Below are 14,563 nucleotides of genomic sequence, written 5' to 3'. Positions count from 1 at the left end.
AGGGTCCTCGCCGTGGTGATGCCGGGCGATCGTTGCCGACGTGATTGCTTGCTCTTTGGACTCGATCCTGAATTCGCTCAAACTTCGGGATCTTCGAGTGCCGCGTCCGACGTCATTTACACCGAGCTTGAACCGCGAGGTTCTATTCTCCGAGAGTGGATCATGCAAGTGCGCGCGGCGCCGGGGCCGGTGCGCGCCGACCCGGAGGACCGGGGCTTTCTCGGATCCTGCGGCAAAACACGGCGCAAGCACACCGGGCCGCCGAGGCGGCAATGCGTCTCGACTTCCGCCGCCCCGATGCGTCGGAATACCTGGCCGTGCTCAACGGCTTGCTGATCTTCCACACCGTCGTGGCGGAGTTCAGCCGGGAAACGGTCGCCAGGGAACTCGGGCCGGACGTCACCCTGCTGAACCGGGAGCAGGCGCTGCGCGCAGATATCAGGTCGATGTCGGAGCGCCTGCCGACCGCGGCTGATGACGGCTGCGCTGTTCAGAGCAAGCCCGTCGCGACTCGGCTCCGCGGAGGCCGCGAGGAGCGGATCGGGGCGGCATACGTCGCGGCCGGATCCGTCCTCGGCGGCCGCGTGATCGCCGCCCAGCTCGCCGCTTCCGGGTGCGGTGATTTTCCGCGATCCTTCTTCGCCTCCGACACGCTCGACCTCGGCCGGCTCTGGCGTCATTTCAAGACTGCGTTGGATGCCTTCGGCGAATCCGGAGCGGACTCCGCCCGGGTCGTTGCGGGTGCGCTGACGGCGTTCGCGCTGATCCGCGACATCCTGAGCGGGCCGGACAACTCGCGGGAAGCGATCCGATGACTGCCGGCCCACACCCGAGCGCGCAGGCTCTGACCGATTGCGCGAGTGAACAGCTGCACCTGTCCGGCCGAATCCAAGCCCATGGCGCCCTGGTCGCCGCCGATCTGCACGATCGCCGCATCACGTACGCCAGCGCCAACACTTCCGAGTTCGTCGGGGCAACGCCGGATCAGCTTTTCGATTCTGCGGTGATGAGCATCTTCTCCCCCGATGAACACGAGCGGCTTGAGCATGCGATCGAGCAGACCGGCTACCGGCCTTCGTCGCCCGATCTGTATGGGATGCGCCTGTCAGCTCCGTTCGACGGCAAGGTCGATGTGATTCTGCACCAAGCCGACGGGCAGATCGTCATTGAGCTCGAGCGGGCCCAGGGGGACGATCAGGCCAACCTCGTCCCGGTTCTCTATGCCTCACAGGCGATCGGCGAGGCGACGAGCGCACCCGATGTTGAGGCCGCCATCGCGAGCGCAACGCGCGCGCTGACCGGGTTCGACCGCGCGATGGTCTACCGATTCCATGACGACGAGCACGGAGAGATCGTCGCCGAGGATCGCCTTCCAGGACTGGTCCGCTACCTCGGGCACCATTTCCCGGCGAGCGACGTTCCGCCCCAAGCCCGCCAGATCTACACGCGCAAAGCCTCGCGCTACATACCCGACGTCGACGAAGGCGACGTCGCCTTGATCGCCTCCCCGCGCATGGCCGGCGCGAGCCTCGACCTGAGCCGCGCCGCGTTGCGCAGCGTTTCCCCCTTCCACCTCGAATACATGCGCAATATGAAGACGGCGGCGAGCGTTTCGTTCTCCATGGCCGAGGGAGGACGGCTGACCAGGCTCGTCTCGTGCATTTCCGGAAGCCCTCGATGGCTGTCGCGCTCGATGCGCAGGTCGTGTGAACTGCTCGTCCTGCAGGCGAAACTTCAAGTCTCTGCGGCCGAACAGATCTCCCGACTGAACGATGCGGCGGGCCGTGAATCCATCCGGGCGCGGCTCAGGGCAGCGATGCGGGACGCGCCCGCCATTGCCGAGGGACTGACGTCGGCTTCCGGTGACCTGCTGGAGCTCTGCGGGGCAGACGGCGCGGCCGCATGCGCGGACGGGCAATATCGGTCGGTTGGCGCAGCGGCGTCGGAGGACGTCGTGCGCGGAATCGCTGGCGAAATCCGCGCCGCCCGGTCCGCGGACGCTCCCTGGGCCACCGACCGCTTGCCGGAACCGACTGCTCATGCCCTCGGGGCGGCCGGCTGCTTGTTCGTCTCGCTCGGCGGACCGGATGACTTCGTGATCTGGTTCCGGCAAGACCGCCCGAAGCAGCTCCGCTGGCTGGGGGATCCGCACGTCCCCTCCACCGGATTGATCAATCCGAGGAAGTCGTTCGACACCTGGCTGGAGCAAGTCAGCGGCTCGAGCGCGCCCTGGACAGCTGCCGACCTGCACGCGGCGCAAGTGCTGGCATACGACGTCGAATCGGCCCAGCTCAGCCGAGCCCAGGCCGAACTTGCGTACCTCGGCCTGCACGACTCGCTGACTGGGCTACGAAACCGCCACAATCTGACCAGCGTCATGGCCACGATGCTGGCGCAAGCAACACCCGATGATCCGGTGGCCGCCATCTTCATCGATCTCGACCGCATCAAGGAAGTCAACGATCAGTACGGGCACGAAGCGGGCGACCGCGTGCTGCGCGAGGCCGCCCGGCGCGTCGTCGAGGTAACCCGCGCTCGTCATGACGTGATGGGGCGGGCCGTAGCGGAGCCGCTCGCGGCCAGGCTCGGCGGTGACGAGTTCGTCGTGCTGCTGCCGGGGACGGATGCGCAGGGCGCCGCGCTGGTGGTCGACCGGATCCGTCAGTCTCTGCTCGAGCCGATGGCACTCAGCCCCGACCTCCAGCTGACCATAAGCGCGGCAATGGGAGTGGCGCTGGCGACGGAGCCCGAAGAACCGCACCACTTGCTGAAACGGGCCGACGCGGCCATGTACGAGGACAAGCGGCGGCGCGCGTTGCCCGCCACCGAATTCGAATGACCGGCCAGCTCTTTATCGATCAGCCGTCGAGCGCCAGGTCCTTGCGGAAGCGCTGCATGCCGTCGATCTTGTCGTCCAGCGCGGCGTCGGGCCCCGCGTAGAACATCCACGGCATCGTGATGATGCCGGTGATCCCGGCGTCGGCGGCGCGCCGGTAGTCGGCGGTGGTGAAGGCGTCGGTCAGCGGCGTCAGGATGGTGAAATCGTCCATAGAAAGCCCGTTTTCGGCCCGCAGTTCGCGCAGCCGGCCCACCGCCTCGATGGCGCGGTCGGTCTTGATCAGGTCGCCGATCCAGCCGTTGTTGCGGGCGGCGCGTCGCAGCGCGACGTCGCTGAGCCCGCCGACGTACACCGGTATCGGCGGCGGCGTCGGCTCCATCTCGAGCCGCGGCGCGCGGTAGAACTCGCCTTCGAATTCCGTCCAGCCCGGCCGCCACAGCGCGCGCATCAGGTCGATGATCTCGTCGGTGCGTTTGCCGCGCGCGCCGAACTGCTCGCCCATGAGCGCGAATTCCTCGCGGCACCAGCCGACGCCGATGCCGAGCTCCACCCGGCCCGACGCCAAAACCGCAGCGGTCCCAATGGCTTTCGCCGCCGAGTAGGGGTTGCGCATCGCCGGGATGTAAACGGTGGTGACGAACCGCAGCCGCGTCGTGACCTGGGCGAGCGCGCCGACCAGGACCCACGGGTCGGGCCAGTCGGTGAACGGCTGCCAGCGGCGCTGCCCGTCCTTGGTGTACGGGTACGGGGTCTGCAGGGTCTCCAGGTTGACGACGTGGTCGGGGATGCCGATGCCGTCGTAGCCGAGTTCGTCGGCGGCCTTGGCGATCTCGATGATCTCCCGGGTGTTGAGGAAGGCGCTGCTGACGTAGAACCTCATTGCGCTTCCCGCACCCAGGACGGCTCGATGAAGACGCCGTCGGCCTCGACGGTGACCCCGGAGGCGTCCGAAATGGTGCCGCGCGCAAAGACTTTCACACCCTCTTTGCCCTCGATCCAGGCCTCGGACCGAAGCGGGCCCAGGGGGGTGCCGCGCAGGTACTTCACCGTGATGGTTCCGGTGAACCGCGGCTTGGACAACCCCTCGCTGGCCGCCTCGCCCAGCATGTGGTCGAGCACCAGGGCGCTCACCCCGCCGTGTACGAGCTTGGGTGGACCCTCGTAGGCCAACCCGAGGACGAACTCGCTCCAGCACCGGCCGCCGCCGTCATGGTGGATGATGAGAGGCGGGGCGATCGGATTGCCCAGGCCGATCGCGGCATTTCCCAACGTCAGCGGGCGGCCGCCGTCGACGCGGTAGCTCACCCCGATCGGCCGGGTCCGTTGCCGCAACGACTGGGTGACGGCCTCGATCGCGGACCGCGCGTCGGCGACGACGTCGTCGTCGGCGCCGGTGCGGATGGTGGCGTCGATGAGTTCCCGGACCGCGTCGGCCAGCGGGGTATACCTGGCCGTCGCCCGTTGCGCCTCCTCCGCGCTGAGCACCTCGAAAATGGCATCCAACGCGCCGGCCTCCTGACTCAACTCCCGAACACCTTCCGCACGACCGCCTTCGCGCGTCGCGTCACCCGAAGATAGTTGTCCAGGAATTCGCCGCCGTCGTCGGTCGGCCAGCCCGCGGCGACGGCGACCGCGTTGAGCTGGCGCCCGGGCCCCGGCAGCTGGTCGGTGGGCTTGCCGCGGACCAGCACCAGCGCGTTGCGTGCCCGGGTGGCGGTCAGCCACGCCTGCCGCAGCAGGTCGACCTCCTCGGCGGGCACCAGGTTCGCCGCGGCGATCGCGTCCAGGGATTGCAACGTCGAGGTGTTGTGCAGCGCCGGGACCTCGTGCGCGTGCCGCAGCTGCATCAGTTGCACCGTCCACTCGATGTCGGCCAGCCCCCCGCGGCCCAGCTTTGTGTGGGTGTTGGGGTCGGCGCCGCGCGGCAACCGCTCGGCCTCCACGCGGGCCTTGATGCGGCGGATCTCCCGCACGGCCTCGGCGGACACGCCGTCGGGCGGATAGCGGGTCCGGTCGGCCATCAGCAGAAAACGCTGGCCCAGCTCGGCGTCGCCCGCGACCGCGTGCGCCCGCAGCAGCGCCTGGATCTCCCAGGGCTGCGCCCACTGGTCGTAGTAGGCGGTGTACGAACTCAGCGTGCGGACCAGCGGGCCCTGCCGGCCCTCCGGCCGCAGGTTGGCGTCGACCTCCAGCGGCGGGTCGACACTGGGGGTGCCCAGCAGTGCCCGTATCTGCTCGGCGATCGTCGTCGACCACCGCACCGCCCGGGAATCCTCCACCCCGGGGGCCGGCTCGCAGACGAACATCACGTCGGCGTCCGACCCGTAGCCCAGCTCCGAGCCGCCCAGCCTGCCCATGCCGATGACGGCGATGGCCGCCGGCGCCCGGCCGTCCTCGGGCAGGTTGGCCCTGATCATCGCCTCCAGGGCGGCCTGCAGCACGGCCACCCACACCGACGTCAGCGCCCGGCACACGTCGGTCACCTCGAGGAAGCCGAGCAGGTCGGCGGAACCGACGCGGGCCAGTTCCCGGCGCCGCAGCGTGCGCGCCGCGGCGATCGCGCGCACCGGGTCGGCGTGGCGGCACGCCGACGCGACCAGCGCGCGGGCCACCGTCGCGGGCTCGGTCTCGAGCAGTTTGGGGCCGGCGGTGCCGTCGCTGTAGTCCTGGATCACCCTGGGCGCGCGCAACAACAGGTCCGGCACATAGGCGGAGGTGCCCAGCACGTGCATGAGCCGCCGGGCCACCGCGGGCTTGTCCCGCAGCGTCGACAGGTACCAGTTCTCCCCCGCCAGCGCCTCGGACAGCCGCCGGTAGGCCAGCAGCCCGCCGTCCGGGTCGGGCGCGTAGGACATCCAGTTGAGCAGCCGGGGCAGCAGCACCGACTGCACCCGCCCGCGGCGGCCGCTCTGGTTGACCAGCGCCGACATGTGCTTGAGCGCGGTCTGTGGCCCCTCGTAGCCCAGCGCGGCCAGTTGGCGCTCGGCGCCCTCCGAGGTCATGCCGTGCGCGATCTCCAGGCCGGCCGGCCCGATCGACTCCAGCAGCGGCTGGTAGAAGAGCTTGGCGTGCAGCTCGGACACCCGCACGTTCTGGTGCCGCAGCTCCTCGCGCAGCACCCCCGCCGCGTCGTGCCGGCCGTCGGGCCGGATGTGCGCCGCCCGCGCCAGCCAGCGCACCGCCTCCTCGTCGTCGGCCTCCGGCAGCAGGTGCGTGCGCTTGAGCCGCTGCAGCTGCAGCCGGTGCTCGAGCAGCCGGAGGAACTCGTAGGAGGCGGTCAGGTTCGCCGCGTCCTCGCGCCCGATGTAGCCGCCCTGACCCAGCGCGTCCAGCGCGTCCACCGTGGAGGCCACGTGCAGTGAGTCATCGCTGCGGCCGTGCACCAGCTGCAGCAGCTGCACCGCGAACTCCACGTCCCGCAGGCCGCCGCTGCCGAGTTTGAGCTCGCGGCCGCGGACCTCGGCGGGCACCAGCTGCTCCACCCGGCGCCGCATCGCCTGCACCTCGACGACGAAATCCTCGCGCTCGCAGGCGATCCAGACCATCGGCATCAGCGCGGCCAGGTAGCGTTCGCCGAGTTCGGCGTCGCCGACGGCCGCGCGGGCCTTCAGCAGCGCCTGGAATTCCCACGTCTTGGCCCAGCGCTGGTAGTAGGCGACGTGCGACTCGAGGGTACGCACCAGCTCACCGCTGCGGCCCTCCGGCCGAAGCCCGGCGTCCACCTGAAAGAAGGCCTCTGAGGCCACCTTCATCATTTCGCCGGCCACCCGTGCGCTCTGCGCGTCGGCGCGCTCGGCGACGAAGATGACGTCGACGTCGCTGACGTAGTTCAGTTCGCGGGCACCGCATTTGCCCATCGCGATCACCGCCAGCCGCGGCGGCGTCCGTTCGCCGCACACACTGACCTGGGCCACCCGCAACGCCGCCGCCAGGGCGGCGTCGGCCAAATCCGACAGCTGGGCGGCGACCAGCTTGAACGGCAGCACCGGCTCGTCCTCGACGGTCGCGGCCAGGTCCAGCGCCGCCAGCACCAGCAGCTGGTCGCGGTACAGCACCCGCAGGCGCGACAGCGCCGAGCCCGGGCCGGCCAGCGCCTCGTCGACGCACTCGAGGAACGTCGCGAGCAGCTCATCGCGCGACGGCAGGTGCGCCTTGCCCCGCAACAGCTTCCAGGATTTCGGGTTGGCGGCCAGGTGATCGCCGAGCGCCAGCGACGAGCCGAGCACCGCGAACAGCCGCCCGCGCAGCCCGCGCTCGGTCAGCAGCGCGGCGTTCAGCTCATCCCAGTCGCTGTCGGGGTTCTCCGCCAGCCGGATCAGGACCCGCAGGGCGGCGTCGGGATCCGGCGCGCGCGACAGCGACCACAACCGGTCGACGTAGTCCTGGTCGTCGCGCTCGTACCAACCGAGCTGCGCCAGGCGGTCGCCCGCCGGGGGGTCGACCAACCCGAGCCGGCCCACGCTGGGCAGCCTGGGGCGCTCCGTCGCGGGTTTGGTCACGACCACGACCGTAGCGCAACCGGCCGATCTCTCAGACCGATCGGCGGCCGACGTGAGCTACAGCGACAGGTAGGTGCTCAACTCGTACGGGGTGACGTGGCTGCGGTAGTTGGCCCACTCCGTGCGCTTGTTGCGCAGGAAGAAGTCAAAGACGTGCTCCCCCAACGTTTCCGCGACGAGCTCGGAGGCCTCCATCGCCTTGAGCGCGGCGTCGAGGCTGGTGGGCAGCTCGCGGTAGCCCATCGTGAGCCGTTCCTCGGGCGTGAGGTCCCAGACGTTGTCCTCGGCCTGCGGTCCCAGCACGTAGCCCTTCTCCACCCCGCGCAGCCCGGCGGCCAGCAGCACGGCGAACGCCAGGTACGGGTTGCACGCCGAGTCGGGGCTGCGCACCTCGATGCGCCGCGACGAGGTTTTGTGCGGCGTGTACATCGGCACCCGCACCAATGCCGACCGGTTGGCCGCCCCCCAGGAGGCGGCCGTGGGCGCCTCGCCGCCCTGCACCAGCCGCTTGTAGGAGTTGACCCATTGATTGGTGACCGCGCTGATCTCCGAGGCGTGCTCGAGGATCCCGGCGATGAAGGACTTGCCCACGTCGGACAGCTGCAGCGGGTCGTCGGTGCTGTGGAAGGCATTGACGTCGCCCTCGAACAGGCTCATGTGGGTGTGCATGGCCGAGCCGGGATGCTCGGCGAACGGCTTCGGCATGAACGACGCCCGCGCGCCGTTTTCGATCGCGACTTCCTTGATGACGTAGCGGAACGTCATCACGTTGTCGGCCATCGACAGCGCGTCGGCGAAGCGCAGGTCGATCTCCTGCTGTCCGGGCGCGCCCTCGTGATGGCTGAACTCGACCGAGATGCCCATGAACTCGAGCGACTCGATCGCCATCCGGCGGAAGTTGGACGCCGAGTCGTGCACGGCCTGGTCGAAGTAGCCGGCGCTGTCGATGGGCACGGGCCGCGACCCGTCATCGGCACCGGGCTCCAACAGGAAGAATTCGATTTCGGGGTGCACGTAGCAGGAAAAACCGAGGTCGTTGGCCTTCTGCAGCTGGCGCCGCAACACGTGCCGGGGGTCGGCCCACGACGGCGAGCCGTCGGGCATGGTGATGTCGCAGAACATCCGGGCGGAGTGGTGGTGTCCCGACGAGGTGGCCCAGGGCAGCACCTGGAACGTCGACGGGTCGGGGTTGGCGACCGTGTCGGATTCCGAGACGCGCGCGAAGCCCTCGATCGACGATCCGTCGAAACCGATGCCCTCCTCGAAGGCGCCCTCGAGTTCGGCCGGGGCGATCGCGACCGACTTGAGGTAGCCGAGCACGTCGGTGAACCAGAGCCGAACGAAGCGGATGTCCCGCTCCTCGAGCGTGCGCAGGACGAATTCCTTCTGTCGATCCATGACCCGACAGTATGCGTCCGCTGTTAAATCGGTGTTACCACCGCAGTTCAAAAGGCCGCTCAGGGCCGGCACTGCAGCGACGCGGGCGGCACGGTCCCGGCGACGAAGTAGCGGACCACCGCGGTGTCCACGCACTGGTCGCCGTTGAACACCGCGGTGTGCTGGGTTCCGTCGTAGGTGATCAGCGGGGCGCCCAGTTGGCGGGCCAGGTTCACGCCGGCCTGATACGGGGTGGCCGGGTCGTGCGTCGTGGAGACGACGACGACCTTGCCCGGCGGGGCGGGCGGCGCGGCGTGCGGCCGCGACGTGGCGGGCACCGGCCACAGCGCGCACAGGTCGCGCGGCGCGTTGCCGGTGAACTGCCCGTAGCTCAGGAACGGGGCGAGCTGGCGCATCTTCTGGTCGGCGGCCGCCCACGTCGCCGGGTCCGTCGGCGTCGGCGCGTCGACGCAACGCACGCCGTTGAACGCGTCCTGGTCGTTGGTGTAGTGCCCGTTTTGGTCGCGGCCTTCGTAGTCGTCGGCCAGCAACAGCAGGTCCCCGGCGTCGGTGCCGCGGGCCAGCCCGAGCAGGCCACTGGTCAGGTACTTCCAATGCTGCGGCGTGTACAGCGCGTTGATGGTGCCGGTGGTCGCGTCGGCGTAGCTCAGGCCGCGCGGATCCTTCGTCCGGCCCGGCTTGGCGACCAGCGGGTCGATCAGGGCGTGGTAGCGGTTGACGAACTGGGCCGGATCGGTGCCCAGCGGGCAGCCCGCCGAGCGGGCGCAGTCGGTGGCGTAGTCGTTGAAAGCCGTTTGGAATCCGGCCATTTGGTTGATGTTTTCGGTCACCGGGTCCACGGTCGGGTCGATGGCACCGTCGAGCACCATCGTCCGCACGTGGCTGCCGAACCCCTCGAGGTAGGCGGTGCCGATCTCGGTGCCGTAGCTGTAGCCGAGGTAGTTGATCTGGTCGTCCCCCAGCGCCTGGCGGACCACGTCCATGTCGCGCGCGACGGACGCCGTGCCGACGTTGGCGAGGAACCCGTTGCCCATCCGGCTCGCGCACTCCTGGGCAAGCTGGCGGTAGACCTGCTCGATGTGCGCCACGCCGGCCGGGCTGTAGTCGACCATCGGGTCGCGCCGGAACGCGTCGAATTCGGAGTCGCTGCGGCACCGCAACTGCGGGGTGGAGTGGCCCACCCCGCGCGGGTCGAACCCGATCAGGTCGAAATTGCGGGTGATGTCGCTGTTCGCCAGGTCCGAGGCCATGCCGGCGACCATCTCGACCGCGGACGCGCCGGGGCCGCCCGGGTTGATGAACAGCGCTCCCGCCCGCCGGCCGGTCGCGGGAACCCGGATGACCGCCAGCTTGGCTTGTGCCCCACCCGGATTGGCGTAGTCGATCGGGACCGACACGGTGGTGCACTGGGCGGTGGGAAGGTCGCTGGTGTCGGTCAGGAATTGGCTGCAGCTGCCCCAGTTCTGCGGGCGCACCGCGGCGGCCGGCGGGGCCGGGCTCGGCGTCTGGCCGGCGCCGGGCTCGGGCGTCGCGGCGGCCACCGGCAATGGCAGCTGCGAACCCGCAACCAACAATCCGAACGACAGCAGCGCCGAGCTCAACGGTCTCCGGCGCGACATGGCTGTAGATATTCGCAGCCTCGGATACCCGTCACAGCGCGAAAAGGTCACGCCTTGGTCTCGCCTCCGCGTGTCGCCGCCAGTCCGTCGAGACTGCGCTCAGCGCCAAGAATCCGCCGGATTCTCGCGCTGGGCGCAGTCTCGGCGAAGCCTCACCGCACTAGCACTTGGCGCCGCTCGGCGGCGTGTCGCCACCGATCAGATACTCCGTCACGTAGTTGTCGATGCAACTGTCGCCCTGGAAGACGACCGTGTGCTGGGTTCCGTTGAAGGTCAGCAGGGACCCGCGCAGCTCGTTCGCCAGATCGACCCCGGCCTTGTAGGGCGTCGCGGGGTCGTGCGTGGTCGACACCACCACCGTCGGCGCCAGGCCGGGCGCCGAGATCTCGTGCGGCTTGCTCGTCGGCGGCACCGGCCAGAACGCGCACGTGCCCAGCGGCGCGTCGCCGGTGAACTGCCCGTAGCTCATGAAGGGGGCGATCTCCCGCGACCGGCGGTCTTCGTCGATCACCTTCGTGCGGTCCGTAATCGGCGGCTGGTCAACGCAATTGATGGCGACCCGCGCGTCGGTGGCGTTGGTGTAGTGACCGTGCGGATCGCGCCGCATGTACATGTCGGCCAGCGCAAGCATGGTGTCCCCGCGGTGGTTCACCAACTCGGACAGGCCGTCGGTCAGGTGGTGCCACAGCGACGGCGAGTACAACGCCATGATGGTGCCCACGATCGCGTCGGCGTAGCTCAGCCCGCGCGGGTCCTTCGTCGGGATCGGCCTGCCCACCATCGTGTTGTTCGGGTCGACCATCGGGTCGACGAGGCTGTGGTAGACGTCGACGGCCTTGGCCGGGTCGGTGCCCAGTGGGCAGGTCGGCTGCTTGGCGCAGTCGGCGGCGTAGTCGTTGAACGCGTCCTGAAAACCCTTGGCCTGCCGCAGGTCTGCCTCGATCTGGTCGGCGTTGGGGTCGACGGCGCCGTCGAGGATCATCGCCCGCACCTTGGTCGGGTAGGCCTCGGCGTAGGCGGAGCCGATCCGGGTGCCGTACGAGTAGCCGAGATAGGTCAGCTTGTCGTCGCCCAGCGCCGCGCGGATCGCGTCGAGGTCGCGGGCGACGTTGACCGTGCCCGCGTTGGCCAGGAAGTTCTTGCCCATCTTGTCGACGCAGCGGGCGACGAACTGCTTGGTCTCGTCCTCCATGTGGGCCACCCCGGCGGGGCTGTAGTCGACGTTCGGCTCGGTGCGCAGGCGGTCGTTGTCGGCGTCCGAGTTGCACCAGATCGCCGGCCGCGAGTTGCCCACCCCGCGCGGGTCGAAGCCGACCAGGTCGAACCGTTCCCGGATACGTTTGGGCAGCGACTGAACGACGCTCAACGCGGCCTCGATGCCGGACTCCCCGGGGCCGCCGGGATTGACCACCAGCGAGCCGATCTTGTCACCCGTCGCGGGAAAGCGGATCATGGCCAGGGTCGCGACGTCGCCGTCGAGGTGGTCGTAGTCGACGGGCACGGCCAGCCGGCCGCACATCGCGCCGCTGGGAATCTTGGCCTTGGGGTTGGACGAGCGGCAGGGTGTCCATTCGATCGGCTGGCCGAGCTTGGGCCCCTTCATGAGGGCGCGGCCGTTGACCACGCGGAGGCAGCCAGCCACCGTAAGCGCCACGGCAGCAATCACCGTCCAGATCAGCAGCGTGCGCGCGATCCTGTCGCGGCGAAACACTCTCATGCCCACCTATGCTGCCAGAGCCAACCTGAGATTCAGATGAGCGCCTCGGGCCCCGCCTACCCGGCGGACGCGAGCAGTTCTTCCATCGCGACCGCGAAGTCGTCGGCCATCTCCCAGAGGTCCGGCAGCAAATCCGGGCACGAGATGAGCCCGACGTTCAACGTGCCGCTCAGCGACATCACCGTGACGTTGAGCCCCGAGCCGTGAAAGATCGGCCCCAGCGGATACATCGCCTTGACCTCACACCCCAGCAGGTACAGGGGATCCTGCGGACCCGGGACGTTGGAGACCACCAGGTTGTGCACCGGCATGCTCTCGGTCAACCGCGTCCTAGCGTAGAGCCGCATCGCGACGCCGAACACGGCGGGCCCGGCGAACTGGGACCAGTCCTGCAGCAGGGAGGCCCCGATCGCCGAACTATGTTGCTTGGCAACAGAATTCGCCTCGGCGATGGCCTTCAGGCGCTCGACCGGGTCCGCGATGTCGGTGTGCAGGCTGGAGAACATGGCCGACACCTGATTGCGGCCGGGGCGATCGGACTTGCCGTGCACCGACACCGGCACCGAAGCCACCAGCGGCGCTTCGGGCAAGGAATTGCGCTCGGCCAGGTACTGCCGCAGCACCCCCGACACCAGGGCCATCACCACGTCGTTGACCTTGACGCCGAAGTGGTTCTTCACCGTCTTGACGTCCTCGAGGTCCAACTGTGCGTAGGCGATGTTGCGGCGACCGGTGATGCTGGCGTTGAAGGCGGTCCGCGGCGCGGCGAACGGGCGCGCCATCGCCCGGCCCTCGACGGCCTTGCGCATCGTCGCGACCACCGAGGACACGGTTTGGGGCACGACGTTGGCCAATCGCAGCGGGCGGCCGGCGAAGCGGATCAGGCCGCCCGCGGCGATCTGCCACCCGCTGCCGCCGCCGACGCCGTCCACCGGCTCGGGGGCGGGCGCGTCGGGTTCGGTGGCGCACAGCTGCGACATCAAGTTGGCGCCGGTGACGCCGTCGACGCCGGAGTGGTGCACCTTGGTCATCACCGCCAGCCGATCGGAATTGGCGCCGGCCACCCCTTCGATGACCCACATCTCCCACAGCGGCCGGCCCCGGTCCAGCGGCAGCGACGCGATGTGGCCGCAGATTTCCGACAGCTCGGTGCGCCCGCCGGGCGGCGGCAACCCGATGCGGTGCAGGTGGCGGTCGACGTCGAAGTGCTCGTCGTCCACCCACACCGGGTGGTCGAGGTTCAGCGGGCTGTTGGCGAGCTTCTCGCGGAACTGCGGCATCGCCTTCAGGCGCAGCGACAACGCGTCGCGCAGCCGGTCGAAGGTGTAGCCGCCCGGCATCGTCGAGGTGTCCAACTCCATGATCGAGCAAACATGCATGGGCTGGGAGGCGGTCTCGAGGTACAGGAAACTGGCGTCGAGCCCACTGAGCCGCTGCATGCGGAGAATGGTATGTCTCACATCACACGGGCGGTGCAACCGCGCACCAGAGATGGCAGAATGGCGGGAGTCAGCGAACCCGGGGACCTGAATGGCCACGAGGATCGATCCGACCACTACCAGGGACAATGATGTCTGCGATGCCTGACCAGAACCCTTATGGTGCCAATCCGTCGGCGCAAGCCAAGCCACTGACGCGCATCCGCACCCACCACTTGCAGAAAATGAAGGCCGAGGGCCACAAGTGGGCCATGCTGACGGCCTACGACTATTCGACCGCGCGGGTCTTCGACGAGGCCGGCATCCCGGTGCTGCTGGTCGGCGATTCGGCCGCCAACGTCGTGTACGGCTACGACACCACGGTGCCCGTCTCGATCGACGAACTCATCCCGCTCGTCCGCGGCGTGGTCCGCGGCGCGCAGCACGCGATGGTCGTCGCCGACCTGCCGTTCGGCAGCTACGAGGCAGGCCCGGCAGCGGCGCTGGCCGCCGCCACCCGCTTCATGAAGGAGGGCGGCGCGCACGCCGTGAAGCTCGAGGGCGGTGAGCGGGTGGCCGAGCAGATCGCCTGCCTGACCGCGGCCGGCATCCCGGTGATGGCACACATCGGCTTCACACCGCAAAGCGTGAACAGCCTCGGCGGCTTCCGGGTGCAGGGCCGCGGCGACGCCGCCGAGCAGACGGTCCACGACGCCATCGCCGTCGCCGAAGCGGGGGCGTTCTCGGTCGTGATGGAAATGGTGCCGGCCGAATTGGCCACCCAGATCACCGGCAAGCTCACCATCCCGACCATCGGGATCGGCGCCGGTCCCAACTGCGACGCCCAGGTGCTGGTCTGGCAGGACATGGCCGGCCTGAGCGGCGGCAGGCCCGCCCGCTTCGTCAAGCGGTTCGCCGACATCGGCGGCGAGTTGCGCCGGGCCGCAGTGCAATACGCGGAGGAAGTGGCCGCCGGCGCCTTCCCCGCCGACGAGCACTGCTTCTGACCCCCGCCGCGGTTCCGCCACCACCACTCCCCCGCCGGAGCTTCGCCAACGGCTAGCGGTCGCGGG

The 14,563-nt window shown here is 69.3% G+C and carries 10 protein-coding genes; 3 read left to right on the top strand and 7 right to left on the bottom strand.

Going from position 1 to position 14,563, the window contains the following annotated elements; translation table 11 throughout:
• Positions 1 to 155 precede the first annotated feature (155 nt).
• On the top strand, positions 156 to 815 hold the full coding sequence (locus tag A5696_RS05120; protein ID WP_082968914.1) for a biliverdin-producing heme oxygenase: 660 nt from the start codon (positions 156 to 158) through the stop codon (positions 813 to 815).
• Positions 812 to 2,839 carry a sensor domain-containing diguanylate cyclase gene (locus A5696_RS05115; protein WP_067874347.1) on the top strand — a complete coding sequence of 676 codons (2,028 nt, stop codon included), beginning with the start codon at positions 812 to 814 and terminating at the stop codon, positions 2,837 to 2,839. Before A5696_RS05120 ends, A5696_RS05115 begins: the two co-directional genes overlap by 4 nt.
• A 19-nt stretch (positions 2,840 to 2,858) precedes the next feature.
• Here the strand turns inward: A5696_RS05115 and A5696_RS05110 are convergent, their stop codons facing one another.
• From A5696_RS05110 to A5696_RS05080, 7 genes are all read right to left on the bottom strand, one after another.
• Complete coding sequence (locus A5696_RS05110; RefSeq protein ID WP_067874345.1) at positions 2,859 to 3,719, bottom strand: TIGR03619 family F420-dependent LLM class oxidoreductase; 861 nt, start codon at positions 3,717 to 3,719, stop codon at positions 2,859 to 2,861.
• Positions 3,716 to 4,363 (bottom strand): PaaI family thioesterase, encoded by a 648-nt coding sequence (locus A5696_RS05105; RefSeq protein WP_082956247.1) that lies wholly within the window; start codon positions 4,361 to 4,363, stop codon positions 3,716 to 3,718. The genes A5696_RS05110 and A5696_RS05105 overlap by 4 nt, the downstream gene beginning before the upstream one ends.
• Positions 4,360 to 7,344 (bottom strand): bifunctional [glutamine synthetase] adenylyltransferase/[glutamine synthetase]-adenylyl-L-tyrosine phosphorylase, encoded by a 2,985-nt coding sequence (locus tag A5696_RS05100; RefSeq protein ID WP_067874343.1) that lies wholly within the window; start codon positions 7,342 to 7,344, stop codon positions 4,360 to 4,362. The genes A5696_RS05105 and A5696_RS05100 overlap by 4 nt, the downstream gene beginning before the upstream one ends.
• 51 nt (positions 7,345 to 7,395) lie before the next feature.
• Complete coding sequence (gene glnA, locus A5696_RS05095; protein ID WP_067874341.1) at positions 7,396 to 8,736, bottom strand: type I glutamate--ammonia ligase; 1,341 nt, start codon at positions 8,734 to 8,736, stop codon at positions 7,396 to 7,398.
• Positions 8,737 to 8,795: 59 nt separating this feature from the next.
• Positions 8,796 to 10,355: an alpha/beta hydrolase gene (locus A5696_RS05090; RefSeq protein ID WP_067874338.1), complete on the bottom strand. Its 1,560-nt coding sequence runs from the start codon at positions 10,353 to 10,355 to the stop codon at positions 8,796 to 8,798.
• 160 nt (positions 10,356 to 10,515) lie between these two features.
• The gene (locus A5696_RS05085; protein WP_156738250.1) at positions 10,516 to 12,078 is read right to left on the bottom strand and encodes an alpha/beta hydrolase; all 1,563 of its coding nucleotides are present in this window, start codon (positions 12,076 to 12,078) and stop codon (positions 10,516 to 10,518) included.
• Between the two features lie 50 nt (positions 12,079 to 12,128).
• Positions 12,129 to 13,511 carry a wax ester/triacylglycerol synthase family O-acyltransferase gene (locus A5696_RS05080; RefSeq protein WP_067874333.1) on the bottom strand — a complete coding sequence of 461 codons (1,383 nt, stop codon included), beginning with the start codon at positions 13,509 to 13,511 and terminating at the stop codon, positions 12,129 to 12,131.
• A 140-nt stretch (positions 13,512 to 13,651) separates the two neighbouring features.
• On the opposite strand from A5696_RS05080, the gene panB reads away from it, so the two are divergent.
• Entirely contained in the window at positions 13,652 to 14,497 is an 846-nt protein-coding gene (gene panB, locus A5696_RS05075) for a 3-methyl-2-oxobutanoate hydroxymethyltransferase (protein WP_067874330.1), read from the top strand.
• Positions 14,498 to 14,563 lie beyond the last annotated feature (66 nt).

Source organism: Mycobacterium sp. E2699 (assembly GCF_001666745.1).
GTDB lineage: Bacteria > Actinomycetota > Actinomycetes > Mycobacteriales > Mycobacteriaceae > Mycobacterium.
This window is presented reverse-complemented; position numbering and strand designations above follow the sequence as displayed.